Consider the following 19,375-nt stretch of genomic DNA (forward strand, 5'->3'; position numbering starts at 1 on the left):
TTCCTAGCCACGGCAGGGCCTCCTTCCCTCGGCCTTAGTCGGGCAGGCATAGCGGTTGCGCGCAAGCCCCTCGTTGGCCTCCTCGAACAGCTCGCGGCCGACCAGCGCCGGGTGGTGTCCCTCGATGACGGGGAACGACCCGATCGAGATGCCGCTTTTGCGCATGCGGATGCTGGCGAGGCGCTCGGGGGCGAAGTCCCCCGTGTAGAAGGGGTTGGTCACCATGCTCCTGATGGCGGCATAATCCCAGCCTTCAATGGCGTGCCGATTGTGGCCGTAGAGCTCGTTGGCCCTCTGCCTGGGCCCGGGGCACCCAAGCTCGCGCACCTGGCCCTCCAGCTTGCTGCGCCACCAGCGCCCCTGGGCGGCAAGCTCGAAGATTCTGGGGACGAATGCCGCCACCTCGCCGTCCACGCGCACGCCGCATGGCGCGTCCTCGTCGAAGACGTAGCCGAAGGGCACGTTGCGCCTTATAAGCCCGCCGGAGACGAGCCTGCCGTGCTCGGCATGCAGGGCCAGCGCGTCGGACATCTCTGTCTGCAGCCCCTTGAAGTACGCCCGCACGTCGCCGCCCTGCGTGTCGAAGCCGCGCGCGCAGTCCACGAAGCGGAAGCCCATGGGCACCAGCACCTCCTCGACGTAGAAGCGGGCCTCCGAGAAGCACGGCGCGAACACCGCTATGTCGGGCACGACCACGCAGTCGGCCCTGCGGTTCTCGATGACGCGCATGAGCTCGTCGAAGGCGGCGCGCACGTTGCGCACGGCGTTGCGGTTCCTGATGGTCTCCACCTTGCGCGCATCGCCGTGGGCGGAAAGCCATGCCTTGCACGCCGCCGACTGCGCCGCCATGTCGGGGACGCGAAGCCAGCCGCTCATCCAGTCGTAGGCGGAGAGGTACACGACGCAGCGCCATCTGCCGTCCTCGCGCGCGCCGGGAATACCGCGCGCCGCCGCCAGCACGTCGGAGAGGTCGAAGCCCGCCATCACGCCACCCCCTCTTGCTTCGAGGCGCATGCGGCGACGGGGTCGCCGAACCGGAAGACCACCTCGATGTCGCCGCCCTCGCCGACGAGCACCCTGTCGATGAGCTCGACGACCATCACGCGCTCGAGGCCCTCGGCGTCGCGGTAGCGCGCCAAGGTTTGCTCCCAGGTCTCCGCGCGAACGTCATCCAACTGGGCCGATTCCCGCTCGATGCCGGCCTTCTCGCCCTTCAGCTCCTGCAGCCTGGCGTCGACGGCCCGGGCGAGCTCGGCGTACTGGGCCTTGTCGATGACGCCCGCTGCGTAATCGGAGTACATGCGCAGCCGCAGGTCGCCGTTGTGCTCGATGCGCCCCTTCACCGACTCCAGGCGGCAGGCGAGCTCGGCGCGCCTGTCGTGGCGGTACGCCTCGGCGCCCCTCACGGCGCCATCGCCGTCGACCGCCGCGAGGGCATGCCCGTGCACTGCCCGCATCACCGCCGCCGAGAGCTCGTCCTCCCACACCTTGTGCATGCCGCACTCGGCGCGGTTCTTCCTATGGGTCTCGCAGGAGTAGTAGAAGCGCTTGCCGTCGGAGCAGCGGCTCGCATGCCGCGCCATCGTCGCGCCGCAATCCGCGCAGAAAAGAAACCCCGACAGCGGCAGCGACCGCTTGGCGCCGGGCGACAGGCGCATATCGCGCCGCGCCAGCTTGCGCACCAGGCCGAAGGTAGCTGGGTCCACTATCGCCTCGTGAGCGCCGGGCGAGCGGTCCCACTCGGACTCGTCGACGGGAAGCACCGCTTTGCGCCGGAAATCGGGCTTGCAGGTCTTGCCCTGCACGAGCGTGCCCGCATAGGTCTCGTTCGACAGGATGCGCAGCACCGTGCGCGCGTCCCAGGCGGTCCTCTCCCCCTTGCAGAAGTTCGAGCTGCGCGCCGCGCCCTTCGCCGAGAAATACTCATAGGGGCTCGGTACGAGGCCCTCGTTGAGCATGGCGGCTATACCGGCGGCGCTCATGCCGCCGATGCGCGCATCGAAGATGCCGCGCACAACGCCGGCGGGTTCCGGGTCGATCACGAGCCTGCCGCGGTCGGGGCCCGACCCCTTGGCGTAGCCGTATGGGGCGAAGGCGCCAACGAACTCGCCGCGGCGGCGCTTGGCGGAAAGCGACGCCTTGGTCTTGGCGGAGGCGTCGCGGCAGTACATGTCGTTGAAGAGGTTCTTCACCGGCAGCAGCAGCGCGTCGGTCGGCGTCTTCTCGGCTACGGAGTCGTAGCCGTCGGCGATGGCCACCACGCGCACGCCGAGCGCCGGGAACACCTGGTCCAGGTAGCGCGACACGTCAAGGTAGTTGCGGCCGAGGCGACTCAGGTCCTTGACCACGATGCAGTCGATCTTGCCGGCCTCCACGTCGGCGAGCAGGCCGCCCCAGCCGGGACGGTTCTCGAAGGTGGAGCCAGAGAAGCCATCGTCGGAGTACTCGGCGACGATGCTCAGGCCGCCGTTCGCGTCGGCGAAGTCGCGGATCATGGCATGCTGATTGAGCACCGAGCCGCTGGTGCCGTAGCTCTCGTCATCGACGGAGAGCCTGGCGTAGCTGGCGGCGCGATAGACCCTGGCCGCCGGTTTCGGCATTTTGGTTTTGGGCATGAAAAGGCCTCCTTTTGCACATGTGTGTACGTGCGCCAGGAGGCTCTGAGGATGCCCTCGGGATGCGCTGCGCTTCCCGCCAAGAAAACAACCGACGCCGAGGGCCCTTGTATGCGTCTGGCGCAATCGTACCACGCCTTCGGCGGCTCGGCGCCGGCGAAGGCGGAAATCTCGGGATTGATGAAGATGTTGGCCGATGCCGGCCTAATCGCGTCAGGCAGGTTCGTCGCCTATGACGTCGCGCACGTTCTCGCGCGCGGCAAGGTAGCGCGACACGGCCTCCTCGATGCTGCACTCGCCGGCGTAGGACACGCGCACGCCGATCGATCCGCGTCGGGTGCAAGGCTCATCGCAGACAGCCGCAGAAGCACCCTGCTGAAGCTCGCGCGGCAGCACGCCGACAGCCGCGGCTTCGTTCGATCCGTTGCCAACGAACGGCTCGTCGCCGCTGCGAGGGAGCATCCCACCCTGTACAGCTTCCACCTGCTCACTTCCCATCGCGACCGCCGATCCCGAACATAGCCTCGAGCTCGACGCGCGTCTCATCGTCGAGTCCCTCCAACTCCTCAAGGACGATCTCTTTGATGACGGGATACGAGCGCGCAAGGCGCTTGTAGATCGCGTAGACGGTGACGTACTCCTCCTCGCTGTGCTGCTTGACGGTCTTGCCCTCGAAGTAGATTGCGCGTATGGTGCCCTGGCTGGACTCGCTCAGAAACGATATCGCCCAGTCCAATATGCTGCGCATGAGCGAATGCAGCTCATCCTCGTGGACGCGCTCCTGCTCGGAGGCGGGGCTGCGGTCGTCTGCGAACAGCTCCTCGGGGTTCATCGCCCCCTCTCCGTCGCTCCGCATGAGCTGGCTGAACAGTATCGGACGTGTGGTGACGCCCTTGATTTTGACGATGCAGTCGTAGCTGCTGATGCAGCCTCGCGATGAGGGCATGTTTCCTCCCCTGGGTCGGGGAGCGCGGGATTGCGCTCCTGCCCAGAGGCGGAAAACGGAATATTTTGGACGTGCCCTAAGGGCGAACGGCGGCCACGACGAAAGAAGGCCTTTTGCCGATTGTCGCCCCCCGGTAGTTAGCGAACGTTAACCGTCGGCGAATAATCCGCCCAAAGAACAAGAAACCCCGCAACTCGGTTTGAGTTGCGGGGAAAACGGCAGAAGCACAACGGGCCAGATTCGGTCAGCTGCGCAACCTCGGTCTCTCGGTCGCATCTGGGGCTTATGAGCCCTGAACCAACAAGCACGCCCGAGATAGCACGAGGTTAAAAGACACACTCAAGGTGTTCGCCTCGCTCTTTCACTTGCTTATCCTCTTCAGCGACTCGGCCATGCTCTCCGTCGCCACGACCATATTGTGAAAATCGCTCATCGTGTACAGGCTCCCTGCAAACGACCCCATGTCCAGCAAGAACTCCTCTTCGCGATGCTTGGGCCTGCCTAGCAGCCCGCGCTCGCTATAGCGCAGCGTCACAGAGCAAGAGACGTCGAGCCGCTTCTTCGTATCGTTTGCCCCACTCAGCAGAAGGGTGTCCCTTCTGGCGCTGGGGACCAGCATGGGGATACCGGTTTCGACGAAGCTGCGCTCTACGTTCTTCTTCTCGCCCTCGCCCACCAAAGCGTAATCGAACCCGCTAATCTCAATGTTCGAGGCAACCCCGGTACCGAAGTTTTCGATGACAAACAGGATGCACGACTTATCACGAACGTGCTCAAGGAAGGCGACAGGCTGTGGCCGCCGGCTCTCATGGACGGTCCAGATGGCAATCCCCATCGCGCCGATGCTGCACAAAGTTGCAAGCGCGCAGGCAAAAATCTGGACGATAACGCTCGCATCCATTATTTACCTCCTTACATCACAATATTATTAGTCCCTCTTGAACAAATCGCGCGTGTACAGGGTGCGATCAGCGTCAACGATGGCTCTGATCAGGTTCCTGGCGCGTCCTTATGGTCCGCCGGCAACTGCTCGGTATCTTCGGGCAGGCAGTAGTATAGCTTGGGTTGCCATTGTTGGCGCCAATGCGCGACTCCACGCCGTCGATGGCGTCGCAAGTGTCAAGACCGCACGAAACGCCATACCCACCAGAGCCCGAAGTATCTACCACGTTATGTGCCATTTGGAGCGTTGGAAAACGTCTTGGGCTTCATCTTCAGGCGGGGCAGTCAGTCAGTTTGCTTTTGAGTCAAAAGCAACGCTCAACCATTCGAAAAGCGCCACTATGTTTTATTGCGATGAGTAAAATCACTTACATACCTATGAAGCAGGGCATCACTGCAACCGTCCTCGACTACCGCAGATCCCTATAACACCGCTCGCGCTTCTCGTAAAACAATGTGTTCGCAGGTACGTCTTTTGAGACGACGCTGTTCGCGGCAATAACCGCATTATCCCCGATGGTGACGCCCTTGAGCACAACAACGTTCGCGCCCAACCACACATTGTCTCCGATGCGGACCGGCGAGGTCTTGGTCGGCTGGTCGCGGTACATCATGCCGTCCTGCGCCATGCCGTGGTCGAAGTCATATACATGCACGTTAGGCCCGAACAAGCATCCCTTGCCGATGTCGATGCGTTCGTGGGCAATCAAAACACACCCGTAGTTGAATGAGGTCCGCTCTGCCACGTTGATGCGTCCCGTAGCCGACACGCGACAGTAAAAAGGCCGCCTAAACGCCTTCGTCATAATAATCTGGCCGGGAAACCTGCCCATTAGGAATGCAAGTTTGCCGCGAACGTAAACCCAACACGCTGCCCGCTCGATGAATTCCATAGGATTCAAAGGAAGTCACCCTCTCCTTCTATTTGTTTGTCAAACTCTGCCCATAAGTCGCTTAACCAGAGTCTTAACAGTCTTGACGAACCCGTAGGCCCCCACATAGCGCGCCGCCCCTTCGAAGCCACGCTTTTCATACGCCCGCCAAAAATCCTCTACGTCGTCCTGGGGCGCTGAGGGCCTTTGCAGCATGGGGTTGCCGGGAATCACCTCGTCGATTGTTATCTCCACAGCCCCAGGCTCGAAAATACCCTGGTCTACAATATCCTTCGCAAGCTCACTATTGACCATGATGACAGAGAGGCCTCTTCGGTCATTAAGTTCTTTACGGCACCTGTCCACACCAAGAAAGTCAGCAAGAGTGAAATCGGCAACCCTACGAGTATCGGTGTAGAGGCAGCGGTAGCAGCAAGAGTTCAGCCCATCGTTGCTGTAGAAAACGTCTCGCCACGCATTGCTCTCAATCGTATCGTAGAGCGTGCTGCCATCTTCCAAGGCCGCCTTCTCAACATGAACCCCCCAACCCCTGTCCTTCGGGCGATGGCAGTAGCCGACCACCTTCTTGCCACTTTTCCGTTCGAGAAACGCGATGTACTCGCGGAACAGCCGGTTGCTCGGCGTCCCGTGGCATATCAGGTCACAGGTTATCAGCTGCCCAGAATAGCTCTTCTTGGAAAGGAAGCTCCGCAGACCCGCAATCTGGCAGGGGGTACCTGTATACAGCACGCACCTTCCCTGCCTCAGGTCTTCATAAACCTCGCCGTACGTCGTCCCCGTAAGACCCTGTGAATACTTCGACCCCCTACACGCCTGCGCCTCGCTCTCGGTGACGCAGCGCCTCTGCACAACCCGGAACTCGTCATCGAAACAGGCGCCGTACACCACGCCGCCTCCGCTAAGCGCGTATTGCGCCAGCGTCCAGAAGGCGGCACCCGAGGAACTCTTGGCCCTCTCTTGGTCGGCGCTCTTGTACGCTAGCACTTTGAGCGGGCCCCTCTTCAGTTCCTCCGCCATCCCCCCATTGGCAGGGCACACCGCCTCGCACAGGCCGCATTGCACACACTTTGCCTCATCCACGTTGGGACGATAGAACCCCCGGTCATCCTCGACTACAGTGATTGCCGAGCGAGGACAAGTCGATTGGCACGCCGAGCACCCACAGCACAGCTGCGGATTATTGCAGATTTCCATGGACCTCCCCGTCCTTGCGCTTGACGTCGATCCCGCATATAGCAAACACGGTGACGCACGATATGAAGTACGGCACGTAACACTGCGGATCGTAAAGAGGGTTACCCGAAAAACAATAGACCAGGAAGAAGATCTGCGCGCCCACGCAGGCCCAAAGGCAGAACGACTCCCCGTAAAGTCCTCCCCCGCGATGCGCGGCCGAGCGCCGCATCGCCGCGATTAGCGTGACCGCGGCGGGCACTAGGAACAGGGCCAACCCCACGATGCCCGTCTCGGCCAAAAGCTGCAGATAGACATTATGGGTACTCATCGACGTGAAGCCCAAATTGTTATACATGGCGCCAAGCGATGTCGTTGCAACGTACTTCGAATACGACCCCCACCCACTTCCAAACAGGGGATTCGAATAGAACATACTCCAGGCGCAGTCGTACAGCTCGCTCCTGCCGTTACCAGTCTCGTCTTCCGACAGTTCTACGAATCTTTGAAGGGTTGCCTCGACGCCCGGCACAAATGTCGCCAGCACGCCCACGGCAAGAATAGCCAGCATAACGATAATCAGGGCTTTCAACGCTGTACCCGTGAACTTATCTCTGTTGACGAAGAGGTAGCATATCGAAACGGCAACGACGGATGCGACGAGCGGTCCACGCTTCGTCGTCAAGAACAAGGCGAACAGAAACGCCACGCCCAAGATTATGTCTTTCGCTCGCGGCTTGGATTTCTCCCCAATTAGTCCGCACGCCCAACACACCAGGCCAAAGCTCAAATAGATGGAGTTGGTGCTGTAATGGGCGGTGAATCCCGATCGGTAGTCGCTTGCCATATAGCTCGAAGAGAAAAACGTCGCCTTCACAGGCGCATACAATGCGGGAAAGAGCCAGAAGGCTATCGTGCACGTGGCGTGGAAGGCCGCAAACGCAACCAGCACCTTGATACACGTCGAAATCCACCCCCTTTCCCCCGATGCGGCGTACATGCACACGAACAGGATGGTGTAAACCACCAGCAGCGTCAGGTTGTTCACTCCAAAAACGAAGCTATGTACATAGAAAAGAATGAAGAATGGGATCCACACAATCTCCAGGCCGAACTTCTTATTGGCAAACCTGCCGTTGGCCAAAAAATGCATGACGAGCGACACGAAGGAAACGGTGAGACACGCATAAAGCACCACGGAAGACGAGGCAAGGGATTGGCAGAAAAAGGCGTAAAAGAGCAGGGGGATGAAGACCATCGACCCATTCTTTAGGGAGAAACGCGCTCCACGCTGAGCAGGGAGCGCCGCATCGATTTGCGACGAGGATGCAAGACGCATGACTATCTATTCCTTACGAAGCGTTTGAAGATGGAGCGGAAACTGTTCTTGTCGAGCAGGGCGAGCGTCAGATACACGACGACAACGCCCCAAAGAACCAGAGCGGCGGCGACGGCAGCCCAAAGAGCCCAGGTGCAAGCCAAGCTCGAGAGAAGATACCCAGGCATCGCGATAAGAGCAGTCTGCAAGACGTACAGCCCGAAGGCCGAAAGTGAGCTTAACACCGTGTCCCTGGAAATCCTGGTGGGCTCGAACAACAGCAAGTCAACCACACGGTAGGCGTTCGACACGCAGGAAGCTACGATGGTGCCTACGATACCAAACCCCATTGTCAGGGGGATGCCCAGGACAACGATAATCAGCGCCTGCATGCAGGTCTGCCACCTTGTCTCATGATACATCCCTGCGGCTATGACAAGAAGCCCCTGGGAAGACTTGCCATGGTAGAGGAACACGTTCAGCACCACGAGAAAGCCGAGAAGCGCGTTATGGTAGTCCGCGTCGCGAAAATCCCCTGCATATAAATCAACAAAAGGCAGTATCAGTGAGAAGGCGCATCCACAGGCAACAGCTGACACCGAATAGACCAGCGCCCTGTAAGGCTTGTACGAAGCGCGAAGCGCCCCGTAATCGCCATTTGCAATCTGTCGCCCAAACGAAGCCTGCAGGCCCGTACCCAGCACATTGGGAATCATCTGCAATCCGTTTGAAATCAGCAGGTACACCGCCAAAACGCTGACCTCGCTCATGCTTCCGCACAGCACGGTGGCCAAGATAACGGGCGCACCCGACTGCACCGCACCCAGAATCTGCAGGAATAGAGCATCCCAGCGCTGCGGCAACTTGAAGTCCCCGTAATCTACCTTACAGTCAAACTCGGAGTAGCGCCGTCGCGTATACACAGCCAGGATGGCGCTTCGCGCGAACACGGCCGCGAGCGCCAACGCGTAGACCGCCACGACAGGCGTGCGCAAATACGAGAACACGATGATGATTGCGGTATTCAGCAGCGTGTAGACAGTCGAGGCGAGCTGGATGAGCCAGTTTTTCTTGTCGGCAGTGAGGAACACCCTATACTTCGAGAGCGAGAAGAAGTCAACAACGACCTTCGCGCCCAAAAGGAAGGTCAACGCCACGATCTCCCATGGCAGCAGCGCGCCCGCCGAAACAAACACCGGGTAAATAACCGAGAGCCCTACCAGCAGGGCCAGGAATACAGCGCCCGATTTCTGGTAAAAGGCCCGCGACGCGGACGCGACAATGTTGACGCCCCTCCAGTCGTCCTGGGCGAGCGGCTTGTACAGGGCGAACGTCGCCGCACCCGATATTCCGGCCTCCACGAGCGCAAAATATCCGATGAACTGGGTAAGGGAGGTCACCAGGCCGTTGACCTCGGAGCCGTACACTCCGATGATGGCCCTTGGGACCAGGAAGCCGGCGACCACGGCGGTCAGCTGGTAGACAAGGTTCCAGAAAGTATTCTTGGCAAACATAGGATAGTACCGGCCCCTAAAGCCCTGCGCACTCGGCGATGAACGAAAGAGCGTTAGCGCGGTCGCGATCCAAAGCCTGGTTAGCACGGCCGTAATCCACATTGCGTACCGGCGTCTCGCCGGCGGCGTATAAGCAGTCCTCGATACCGTAGCGCGCCAAAAGGTCGGTGATTCTAACGTTACTCTGAACAGCAGCGTCGGAGGTCTTTACAACAAATTGCTTATTAAAGTTCAGGGAAAAGCATGCGCCATGGAAGGAATCTGTGCACACGAACGCCGCCCTACGCACCAGCTCCAGAAAAGCACCGGGACCAACGTCCCTCACATTAAGCACGCCAGGAAAATCTTTGGTGTTGTAATGCAGGCAGACGACGGGAATGCCCAACCGCCCCGCAACCTCCAAGGCCCTGTCCAGAAGCTTCTGCTCAGAGTTGAGCGTGTAGAGCAGCACGTATTTCTCGGGGATGGAATCAAGGCCTTCCCCTGTGGCAAGCTCCGACCAATCGTCGCACGAGAGCAGAAGCGTCGGATCCGGCATGAAAACAGGCTCAAGACCCATGCTGCGCAACACTTCCATGGAGCTAGGTTCCCTCACCGAAAGGCCCGAAAATGTGGCAAGCCTCTCCGCAGCTTCCTTATCACACGCAGTGATTGCCTCGGCCGTCGCATCGCCCAGGCTAGCCGCATACGAGGCGACGCGGGCAACATCTGCAATACCTGCACCCAAGAAAACGGGGTCGTGTCCGTTTACGCGAGGGTTGAAAACCTGATCGCTGCCGATAAAGACGCAATCAAGCGTCTTGGCCTCATCGATCAGAGCCGCCCGGTCGAGTTTGCTCGTAAGATTCAAGTTGGCTTCGGCAAAGCACGAAAACGCCGCTACCCTGCGGCGTTCGAACCCCCGCCTCAAAAAGTAGCGCGCAGCCCCCGATGGGCTAAGCGAGAAATGCGTTCCCAGCTCGCGATCGTCAAGCTCCCTGTTGCTGTAATTGAGGATCTCACAGTCGCAGCCCAAAGACTCCACGGCCCTACGAAGTGCGCACGCCTGGAGCGACGCCCCATAGTTCACGGTATTAGAGAATGTGAGTATGCCTACGTGTTTCAAAATGCGTTTCACCTATCCTGAAGCCTGAACTAAACCAGGTTAATGATGTAACCCTCGGTCGCATTTTGCCTTTCGATAATCCTGCAAGGATTGCCAATGACGATCGAGTGGCTGGGAATGTCTTGATTGACAAACGTGTTCGACGCAATGAAAACGTCATCGCCGATGGTAACGTTCCCCGCAATCGTGGAGTTAATGCCTAGATAGACACAGTCGCCTATCGTGGGAACGCCCTTTCTTTTTCCACGGTTTTCCTGGCCGATGGTGCACCCTTTGTGAATGTTGACGTTGTGCCCCAGCTTAGCATCCACGTTGATCGTGATTCCATAGGGATGGCCGATATAGAACCCCTCGCCAATCTGAGTTGATGGGGAGATTTCAAGCCCGCATTTCCTTGAAAGATGCTTCCTAGGCAGCGTAAAAATAAGCTTTCGCAATCCCCCCGCCTGGCACATCCTCAAGTAGAAAACGTAACGGTACCCAAAATCGCCAATCAGGCGCCCGAATTTCACACCCGGTGCACCGAAGTAGTGGATTGTGTCTTTAGAGAAAGTGCCCACGTTAGTCTTCCCGTCCTTTCGCGACCTTCTCTCGAGCAACACCGAGGATGCGCTTCGACCCTTCAATCAAACCCCCGTCGCTCACTTCCATGAGAACTCGTCCGAGAATCTGCGCAGGCCGCCTGCCAATAAAAGGCGAGCATTTGCGCACTACGCTCCTCTTGATACGGTACTTGGGCTCGACCCAGCTGCCTGAAGAACGATGGACGCTGTATGTGCACGACTTAATATGATACCCGCCGAAACCGTACACGGGGTTGAATGCCCTGGAGTCCATAACGCGCCAATCTCCGAAAGACTGCTCTTTGTCCTCGCGTCTGAATCCAATTTTCTCAAGCTCAGCCGTGAACACCTCGTTGACGGTAGTCTTATCGAGAAAAACGGGATCGGTGGAAAACCGCATCGATTCATATCTGGCAACACATGCTCCGATTATAGGATCATGCGGTTCAACCGCAACGATCAGTCCAGTCGTGGCGGTCAACGAAGATTCTTCTATTGCGGTGAAGGGAACGCTACCTAAAAGGGGCGTTATGTCGCGGATGAGCTCACTGCCCACGTCCATGTAGACTCCGCCGTATTCATGCAACACCTTGAACCTGGCGTAGTCCGCAACGAAAGCCCACATCTTTGCTGCGTAGGCGTCCCTAGACCACGCACAGGTTTCGAAATCGAAGTTATCTTCATTCCATTGTCTCAACTCGAATCCGGGCGCAAACCTCTCCCATGAAGCCAAGGACTTCTCGGCTGTATCAGAAAGAGGCTTGCCCCCAAACCAACAGTAATGAATGACCTTTTTCATAGTCGCATCGTACCTAAATAGCTGAAATCGAACGAGATCATTTACGGATGATCTCGTAAATTGTATCGATTTGGTCCATATAGGCATCGAGGGAAAACGACTCCTCGATACATGCGCGACCGCATTTGCCAATTCTTTCTTTCAGGGCATTATCACTCATGAGTACATCGAGCTTTTCTGCCAGGGCAGTGACGTCACCGACTGAAGACAGGAAACCGTTCACGCCATCGTTGATGATTTGAGGAACGCCTCCAACAGGAGTTGCAATCGTGGCCAAACCGTACGACATTGCCTCGAGCACACTCATAGGCATACCTTCGTTTTTGGACGGAAGACAAAAAATACTGCTGCCTTGAAAAGCCTCAACTTTCTTTCCGCCAGCCGCCCATCCGATGAAATGGCATTTATCGCATATGCCGAGCTCATCTGCCAGCTTCTCATATGCACGCACATCACCATCTCCGCCGAAAATAAATCGAGCATCTGGATGCGTAGAAAGAGCGCAAGCCGCAGCACGCAAAAGCACGTCTGGGCTCTTGCGCTCGTCAAGGCGTCCCATGAACAAAACAGTATTAGAGGTATAGTCCGTCACGTTTTCGTCCGGAATATCCACTGCGTTATGAAGAACCTTTACTTGTTCAATATCGCAGATACGCCTGTTAAGCAGGAAGTCCCTCCACTCCTCGGACAGAACGACAATCCTGCTGCAAAGACGAAATGTTTGGCAGATATCACGCCTTTGGCCCTCTGTGCATTCCTCGTCGTACCACATAGCAAACTCGCTACCATGCAAATGAAGAAGAACCGGCTTTTTATGCGCAGCGGCTGCTGCAATGAAAGCCTTTTTCCGAAAGTAACTGCCGCGCGAAGCCATGTGAACGTGAACGAGGTCACAACTCTTCAGCCTTCTTAGGTACCTCGCATACGCAACCATAGCCGTTGCCAGCTTCCTAGCCTTGCCCCCTTCTATGGTCGTTGGTAGAAAGGTAACTTTTTCGCCTCTACGGTGCGCCGCCTCAAGCATGTTCTTCTCAACTGTTGCAATGCCGCCCATAGATTCTGGACTAGGCCCAACCATCAAAATGCTAGGCATCGCTATCTCCCGCAAAACTAATACCTACCTGCCGGGATAAAGCACTATTTGCATTGGAGTCACTTCCCTCAGGCAACACAAAGAGCTCGCCAAGCTCTCGGTCCAGCTTATCCGGCTGCTCTTCAAGAGCATAGAAGGGATCGTAGCCTCCGCCTGTGTAAAAAGTCATCTCACCAAAGTATGGCTTTCCGCCGATGTTGTACCAGTCAACACGAACGTGCGGGAAGTCCGCAGACAATCTCTCGGAAAGTTCAAGCATGAGCTCATAGTTCTCAGGCTTAGGCGTGGGTTCATGGTCGGAAACCTCGTGATTAATGTCGCCGCGCTGCTCCCACTTTGGCGAAAAATACTGCATATCGTGGTTGGTGAACCGGTCAGCGTCCGTCTGCACGAGCGCCGCTTTGCCATCGAAACAATAAAACTTATAGTCAGTCGGGGTCTCCCTGCCAGGCTCATCAAGGTACGCTTCGGCAACTACACGCGGCACAATATCAAGGTATGCCCACTCACGACCTTGCCAGTACCAATTGCGGCCAAGAGCCACACGCAACCGTCTCTTGGCCTCCTCGAAGTCGAACTTCGCCTTATCGGTGCACACGAAAGTGCTTTGCGAATCATGGGTGCACTTAAGCACAAACTTCTCAGGCAACTTTTCCAGGTCAATCTCTTCGACTGAGCCATACACACCGTAGAGGGGGACCAAATACTCGGCACCAACAAGCTCTTCAACGAAGGAACGGACACCGTACTTGTCGGCGAGCTGCGTCAAGACTGGATTACGATAATTAAGTTTATACCACTGAAGCTTTTCATTAAAAGTCTTGGGGTTCTCAAAATCGGGTTCGTAATGGAGCTTCGCTTTGAAATACATGCACATGTACGCTTCATCAGGTATGAATCGTAGATTGTTCTTGAGAGAAAGGGTGAACCTCTTCTTCAGTTTCATCGATTGCCTCCCAGCACATCCGCAATGCGCTCGCTCGCATGCCCGTCGCCGTAAGGATTTGAAGCCTGGCTCATCCCTACGTACTCATCCTCGTCGGATAGCAGCCTGCTAAACTCTCGGTAAATTATATCCTCCTCGGTTCCGACGAGCTTCAGGGTGCCAGCAGCCACGCCCTCGGGGCGCTCGGTGGTGTCACGCATCACCAGCACTGGCTTGCCCAGGCTCGGGGCCTCCTCCTGGATGCCACCCGAGTCCGTAAGGATGAGATGGCTCGCTGCCAGGAAGTTATGAAAGTCCAACACCTCCAACGGGTCGATGATGCGCAGCCTATCGAAGCCATCCAGCTCCTCATGGGCCGCCTTCCTCACGAGTGGGTTCATGTGTATGGGGTAGATGGCCTTGGTGTCGGGGTGCTCCTCCATCACACGTCGGATTGCGCGGAACATATGGTGCATAGGCTCGCCAAGGTTCTCACGACGATGCGCCGTGATTAAGATCAGGCGGCTGTCGCTAGCCCACTCCAACTCCGGGTGGGTATAGTCCTCGCGCACCGTGGTGCGCAGAGCGTCGATGCCGGTGTTGCCGGTCACCCAAATCTTCTCGGCACACTTGCCCTCGTCGAGTAGATTCTGCTTACTCGCCTCGGTGGGCGCGAAGTAATACTCGCTAACGATATCCACGGCCTGACGATTGAACTCCTCAGGCCACGGACTGTAGATGTCGTAAGTGCGCAGGCCCGCTTCCACATGTCCCACGGGAATCTGCAGGTAGAAGCAAGCGAGCGCCGCAGCAAAGCTCGTGGTCGTGTCGCCGTGCACGAGCACCACGTCAGGCCCCTCCTCCTCGAGAACGGCCTTGAGCTTCTGCAGCACGTCGCACGTGACGTCAAATAACGTCTGCCCCGGCTTCATGATGGCCAGGTCGTGGTCTGGCGTCACGTCGAAGACGCGCAGGACCTGATCAAGCATCTCGCGGTGCTGGCCCGTTACGGTCACAACCGTCTGAAACTCGTCGGGGCGACTCTTGAGCTCGTTCACGAGCGGACACATCTTGATGGCCTCCGGGCGCGTCCCGAAGACAAGCATCACTTTCTTCAAACCTGCTTCTCCCCGCATCTCTAAAATGGCTTACAGCTTATAGACGTTCTCGCCGTCGCCGCACACGTTGCGCGGGTCGATCAGAATGCGCCCGCCGAAGGCCTCGGGCTTGCCCTTGATCTGGGAATGGCCCACCATCACTATCACCATCTCCAGGCCGTCCAGGAATTCCTCCATGGAGTGCACCTGGTTAGGAACCTCGTCGCGCTCGACCCACGGGTCGTACACCTTCACGGCGCCGCCGCACAGGTGCTCCTCCATGGACTCGAGCATCTGCAGCGTCGGGCTCTCGCGCACGTCGTCAACGTCCTCCTTGTAGGTCAGGCCGTAGATGCCCACCTTGGAGGCATCCCTGATCCCACGCTCGGCCATAACCTCGTGGGCACGATACAGCACATACTCAGGCATGCCCGCGTTGGTCTGAAGCGCCAGACGGATGAAGTTTGCCGTTTCGGGGTAGTCGCCCACCAGGAACCATGGGTCGACGGGGATGCAGTGGCCGCCCACGCCAGGGCCGGGCTGCAGAATGTTCACGCGCGGGTGCTTGTTGGAGATGCGAATGACCTCCGCCACGTCCATGCCGCCGATACGGCAGATCTTGGCAAGCTCGTTGGAGAATGCGATGTTAATTGCGCGGAAGGTGTTCTCGACGACTTTGGTCATCTCGGCGGTGCGGATGTCGGTCACACTGATTTCGCCCTGACAGAAGGTTGCGTAAATCTTAGCAACCTCCTCACCCACCTCGGGGTCGTCTGCACCAATCGTACGGTTGTTGTGCAGCAGCTCGTAAACCATGTTTCCGGGGATGATGCGCTCCGGGGCGTGCACGAGCTTAACATCCTCACGCTCAGCCTCAATGAGCAGCGGACGCACAAAGCGATCCACCGTGTTGGGCGAAATAGTCGACTCGATTACGAGCACGGCGCCCTTCGGGGCGACCTCGAGCACCGTCTTGCAGGCGGCAATCACATAGCAGGGGTCAATCTTCTTGTCCAGCTTATCGTAGGGCGTCGGCACGCTCACGATGTAGGTATCGCACACCTGATACTCGGTCGTGAATTTGATGCCAGATTTCAACGCGTCGGCGAACAGCTCGTCAAGCCCCTCCTCCTTGAAGGTGGTATGCCCGGCATTCAGAGTTGCCACGAGTTCCTCGTTGTAGTCAGTTCCCACGACCTCCACGCCGTGCGTGGCCATCATGAGCGCGGTGGGCAGTCCGATATAACCGAGACCGATAACGTTAACCATTCTTTATTCGCCTTTCCCTGAGAACTTATATCGGTATGTAAGGGCAACAAACTTTGCGTTACCCACGATGTAGCGCTTCCAAAGCCTGCCAGGCTCCTGTATAAACCGGTAGAACCATTCCAAGCCGTGATTCTGCATCCACTTTGGCGCGCGATCGGTCACCCCAGCCACCACGTCGAAACTGCCGCCAACGCCCATCACGAAAGGAATTCCTATTTGATTAAGGTATTTGTGCACCCAATACTCTTTCTTAGGAGAGCTGAACGCGACAAACATCATGTCCGCCCCAGATGCAGCCATGTCCGCCACAATCTGCGGCTCGTCGGCCTCAGTGAAGTAGCCATTGCGATAACCGACTATCTGAATGCCGGGATAACGCTCCTCGAAAATCGCCCTGACCCTCGAGACAACTTCCTCCTTCGCGCCGAAGAGGTAAACCTTGTAGCCCTTCTCAGCGGACAGCTCCACCAGACGCTGGAACAGGTCAATGCCCGTCACACGCTCGCTCAGGGGCACGCCCAGCTTCTTGGCAGCCCACACGATGGAGGCGCCGTCGGCGTTGATAAGCGGGCAGGCGTTAACAATCTCGGCCAGCTTCGGGTCGGCCTCCATCAGGTTCACCTTCGAGGCGTTCACCACCACATGTTGGGTGGGCGCGCCGGCAGCAATAATCTTCTCAACCTCGGCAACCGTCTCGTCGAGCGAGAGAGCATTAACGTATGTGTTGAGAATGGGATAGCGCCTGGATGCTTTTATAGTTTTTTGAGAATTCAACAATTGCCTAACTTCCCTGTGCCGTAAGCACGACGCCCACGGTCTGAATAATCAGCTTCAAATCGCTCCATACGGAGCACTTCTTGATGTAAAGCAGGTCAAGGTCGACCCACTCGTCGAAAGTGATGGAGTCGCGGTTGCGGCGCGTCTGCCAATAACAGGTAAGGCCCGATTTGACCAGAAGCCTCTGGCGTTGGTAGTCGTCGTAAGTCGCAACCTCAGCCGGCAATGCGGGACGCGGGCCCACGATGCTCATATCCGCGCGTAGGACATTGATGAACTGTGGCAGCTCGTCGAGCGACAATTTGCGCAGCCACTTGCCAACGCGGGTGATGCGTGGGTCCTCAGCGATCTTAAACACCGGGCCGGTCTTCTCGTTGAGCTCCCTAAGCTCGGCGAGCCTGTCCTCGGCGTCCACGCACATGCTGCGGAACTTCAGCATCCGGAAAGTTCTGCCGTCCTTGCCCACTCGCTCCTGGCTGAAGAACACGGGGCCCTTCGGATCGTCGACCTTGATGAGGACCGCGATGATGACATACAGCCAGCAAAACACGATGAGCACCGCCGCACTGAAAACGATGTCGAACGCACGTTTAAGAAGGCGGTACGCCACCCTGTCCTCGATGCCGGTAACCGGCACACTCCCAAGCTCCTCCTTGAGGCGCCTGGCGCGCTCGGAGCTTTCGACTGAGCCCCCGCCGCCATTGATGTCGTACGCAAAGCCGCTACGAACAGTTTTCCGCCCCAAGTCGCCGTTGCCCGCCGTCGCTCGGCTGGCTTCGCCTGACGACGAATAGCGGAGGTCGGACCTTGCCTGCGCGGGTTCGCAAACGGCCGTAAAATCACTGGCCACTATGCGCACACCGCCCTAAAAACAGGTTTTGCAAGAAATTGCCCCTCCATGCTGCCAACGCGTTTACAATTGAACCAAGAGATGCGGTGCATCCGCAGGCCGCTCGCAAAACAGCTCGTGGCCTGCGAAAACACCTTTTTCTTGTTCGTGCTAGATTTGGCGGGAAGCGCGAACGCACCCATAGATTCCTCAGAGAACTCCGGGCGCGTTTTTAATATGCGCAAAGGGATATCCGAACGGAGCACGTTGATGAACTGCGGCAGCTCGTCCAGGCTCAGCTTGCGCAGCCACTTGCCTACGCGGGTAATACGAGGATCCTCTGCAATCTTGAACACCGGGCCGGTCTTCTCATTAAGTTCTTTAAGCTCCGCCAGCTTCTCCTCGGCATCAACGCACATGCTGCGAAACTTCAGCATCTCGAATTCGCGGCCGTTTTTGCCCACACGCTTCTGCTTGAAGAACACGGGGCCCTTGGGGTCGTCGACCTTGATCACGATGGCGATGACGACGAACAGCCAGCTCAGCAGCACGACAACCGCAGCGCTGAAAACGAAGTCGAAGACTCGCTTCACGAAGCGGTAGGCGATCCTATCATCGGTTCCCGTTATGGGTTCATCCCCGAGTTCCGCCTTCAGTTTCTCAGCGCGCTCAAGGTTTTCGCGACGACGCTCTTGCATCTTGAAATCGTAGACGGTGCCGCTACGCACGGTCTTGTTACCGATCGAGCTTTTGCTGGCCGACGAGGTTTCCGGCATGGTCACGATGTTGCATTGCTCCCTGCGTTCCCCCATCGTTTCCTTAACAGCTGTAGCTTCCCCGGACATTACGAATGCGCCATCCCATACGCCAGCGTCTCCAACAGCGCCATTGCGCCCGTCATCGACACCCGCGTCGTCATTCCGTATTCCCTTTTCAACCTGTTCTTGCTGCTCACTTTTCCCTGCCCATTAGTTTGCCTTGGGTTTTGCTTACCATTTGCAGGCCTGCTTGGGCTCGCACGGTGCGGCCGCCCATCGGCATTTCCAGATACGCTAGGCGCTTGCGGTGATTCACCTTGCGCACCCAGTCTTCCCTGCCCTTTAGCGGGCCCTCCACGATCACCAGCTTGCCGTTTTCCATGTAGCCCACGGATTCCCCAACGGTTCGCTGGTCTTTTTGGGTGACCTTCTGCACCCACGCTTGCTCGCCTTCGGTCAGGGGGATGAATGCGTTGTCGTTTCCCAGGATCTTGGTGAGGCTTCTCACGCGCCGCAGCTTGTCGGCCAGCTCGTCGACCTGCGACGTCACGCAGATCAGATAGCCGGGGAACAAGCACTCCTTCAAAGCCCTCCAGGTGCCATCGGCCTGCCTTTTGCCGGTCAGGTACTGCGGGACGAAGCATTCGTCCAGCACGTCCTCGGCTGCCTGCTTGATGTCGCTGCATGCCTTCTTCTCGCGGCCGGTCTCAACTTGCACGACGTACCACATGGCCGCCCCTTTCCGCTTGGCTTCCTGAT

General features: G+C 57.9%; 20 protein-coding genes and 1 pseudogene. All 21 read right to left on the reverse strand.

Features of this window, described 5'->3' with window-relative positions; genetic code table 11:
* Window positions 1-3: 3 nt before the first annotated feature.
* Window positions 4-984, reverse strand: a complete 981-nt coding sequence (locus Q0D52_RS06540; protein WP_294381215.1) for a recombinase family protein — start codon at window positions 982-984, stop codon at window positions 4-6.
* Window positions 984-2,615: a recombinase family protein gene (locus tag Q0D52_RS06545; RefSeq protein ID WP_294381129.1), complete on the reverse strand. Its 1,632-nt coding sequence runs from the start codon at window positions 2,613-2,615 to the stop codon at window positions 984-986. The genes Q0D52_RS06540 and Q0D52_RS06545 overlap by 1 nt, the downstream gene beginning before the upstream one ends.
* Before the next feature lie 213 nt (window positions 2,616-2,828).
* Window positions 2,829-3,113 carry a hypothetical protein gene (locus tag Q0D52_RS06550; protein ID WP_294381131.1) on the reverse strand — a complete coding sequence of 95 codons (285 nt, stop codon included), beginning with the start codon at window positions 3,111-3,113 and terminating at the stop codon, window positions 2,829-2,831.
* Window positions 3,103-3,561: a hypothetical protein gene (locus Q0D52_RS06555; protein ID WP_294381133.1), complete on the reverse strand. Its 459-nt coding sequence runs from the start codon at window positions 3,559-3,561 to the stop codon at window positions 3,103-3,105. Before Q0D52_RS06555 ends, Q0D52_RS06550 begins: the two co-directional genes overlap by 11 nt.
* A gap of 361 nt (window positions 3,562-3,922) precedes the next feature.
* Complete coding sequence (locus tag Q0D52_RS06560) at window positions 3,923-4,462, reverse strand: hypothetical protein (protein WP_294381135.1); 540 nt, start codon at window positions 4,460-4,462, stop codon at window positions 3,923-3,925.
* 451 nt (window positions 4,463-4,913) lie between these two features.
* Window positions 4,914-5,396 carry an acyltransferase gene (locus Q0D52_RS06565; protein WP_294381138.1) on the reverse strand — a complete coding sequence of 161 codons (483 nt, stop codon included), beginning with the start codon at window positions 5,394-5,396 and terminating at the stop codon, window positions 4,914-4,916.
* A gap of 39 nt (window positions 5,397-5,435) precedes the next feature.
* Window positions 5,436-6,413 carry a Coenzyme F420 hydrogenase/dehydrogenase, beta subunit C-terminal domain gene (locus tag Q0D52_RS06570; RefSeq protein WP_294381140.1) on the reverse strand — a complete coding sequence of 326 codons (978 nt, stop codon included), beginning with the start codon at window positions 6,411-6,413 and terminating at the stop codon, window positions 5,436-5,438.
* Between the two features lie 9 nt (window positions 6,414-6,422).
* A pseudogene (locus Q0D52_RS10110) lies at window positions 6,423-6,590 on the reverse strand (4Fe-4S dicluster domain-containing protein); the annotation flags it as partial.
* On the reverse strand, window positions 6,574-7,827 hold the full coding sequence (locus Q0D52_RS06575) for an O-antigen ligase family protein (RefSeq protein ID WP_294381142.1): 1,254 nt from the start codon (window positions 7,825-7,827) through the stop codon (window positions 6,574-6,576). The gene Q0D52_RS06575 and the pseudogene Q0D52_RS10110, both read right to left, overlap by 17 nt.
* Before the next feature lie 83 nt (window positions 7,828-7,910).
* Window positions 7,911-9,401 carry a hypothetical protein gene (locus Q0D52_RS06580; RefSeq protein WP_294381144.1) on the reverse strand — a complete coding sequence of 497 codons (1,491 nt, stop codon included), beginning with the start codon at window positions 9,399-9,401 and terminating at the stop codon, window positions 7,911-7,913.
* 16 nt (window positions 9,402-9,417) lie between these two features.
* Window positions 9,418-10,518, reverse strand: a complete 1,101-nt coding sequence (locus Q0D52_RS06585) for a polysaccharide pyruvyl transferase family protein (RefSeq protein WP_366930332.1) — start codon at window positions 10,516-10,518, stop codon at window positions 9,418-9,420.
* 17 nt (window positions 10,519-10,535) lie between these two features.
* Window positions 10,536-11,066 carry a serine O-acetyltransferase gene (locus tag Q0D52_RS06590; protein WP_294381146.1) on the reverse strand — a complete coding sequence of 177 codons (531 nt, stop codon included), beginning with the start codon at window positions 11,064-11,066 and terminating at the stop codon, window positions 10,536-10,538.
* Between the two features lies 1 nt (window position 11,067).
* On the reverse strand, window positions 11,068-11,868 hold the full coding sequence (locus tag Q0D52_RS06595; protein ID WP_294381148.1) for a glycosyltransferase: 801 nt from the start codon (window positions 11,866-11,868) through the stop codon (window positions 11,068-11,070).
* 37 nt (window positions 11,869-11,905) lie between these two features.
* Complete coding sequence (locus tag Q0D52_RS06600) at window positions 11,906-12,961, reverse strand: glycosyltransferase family 4 protein (protein WP_294381150.1); 1,056 nt, start codon at window positions 12,959-12,961, stop codon at window positions 11,906-11,908.
* Window positions 12,954-13,907, reverse strand: coding sequence for an ATP-grasp fold amidoligase family protein (locus Q0D52_RS06605; protein ID WP_294381151.1), 954 nt, complete (start codon window positions 13,905-13,907; stop codon window positions 12,954-12,956). The genes Q0D52_RS06600 and Q0D52_RS06605 overlap by 8 nt, the downstream gene beginning before the upstream one ends.
* Entirely contained in the window at window positions 13,904-14,995 is a 1,092-nt protein-coding gene (gene wecB / locus Q0D52_RS06610) for a UDP-N-acetylglucosamine 2-epimerase (non-hydrolyzing) (protein ID WP_366930333.1), read from the reverse strand. The genes Q0D52_RS06605 and wecB overlap by 4 nt, the downstream gene beginning before the upstream one ends.
* 39 nt (window positions 14,996-15,034) lie before the next feature.
* Window positions 15,035-16,252, reverse strand: a complete 1,218-nt coding sequence (locus Q0D52_RS06615; RefSeq protein ID WP_294381156.1) for a nucleotide sugar dehydrogenase — start codon at window positions 16,250-16,252, stop codon at window positions 15,035-15,037.
* Window positions 16,253-16,255: 3 nt separating this feature from the next.
* Window positions 16,256-17,029 carry a WecB/TagA/CpsF family glycosyltransferase gene (locus Q0D52_RS06620; protein ID WP_294381157.1) on the reverse strand — a complete coding sequence of 258 codons (774 nt, stop codon included), beginning with the start codon at window positions 17,027-17,029 and terminating at the stop codon, window positions 16,256-16,258.
* A 4-nt stretch (window positions 17,030-17,033) separates the two neighbouring features.
* Window positions 17,034-17,666, reverse strand: coding sequence for a sugar transferase (locus Q0D52_RS06625; protein ID WP_294381159.1), 633 nt, complete (start codon window positions 17,664-17,666; stop codon window positions 17,034-17,036).
* Between the two features lie 212 nt (window positions 17,667-17,878).
* On the reverse strand, window positions 17,879-18,670 hold the full coding sequence (locus Q0D52_RS06630; RefSeq protein WP_294381161.1) for a sugar transferase: 792 nt from the start codon (window positions 18,668-18,670) through the stop codon (window positions 17,879-17,881).
* Window positions 18,671-18,809: 139 nt separating this feature from the next.
* Complete coding sequence (loaP, locus tag Q0D52_RS06635) at window positions 18,810-19,346, reverse strand: antiterminator LoaP (RefSeq protein WP_294381163.1); 537 nt, start codon at window positions 19,344-19,346, stop codon at window positions 18,810-18,812.
* Window positions 19,347-19,375: the final 29 nt, after the last annotated feature.

Origin of the sequence: uncultured Senegalimassilia sp., from assembly GCF_934630535.1 — a bacterium.
In the GTDB taxonomy this organism is placed as follows: Bacteria; Actinomycetota; Coriobacteriia; order Coriobacteriales; family Eggerthellaceae; genus Senegalimassilia.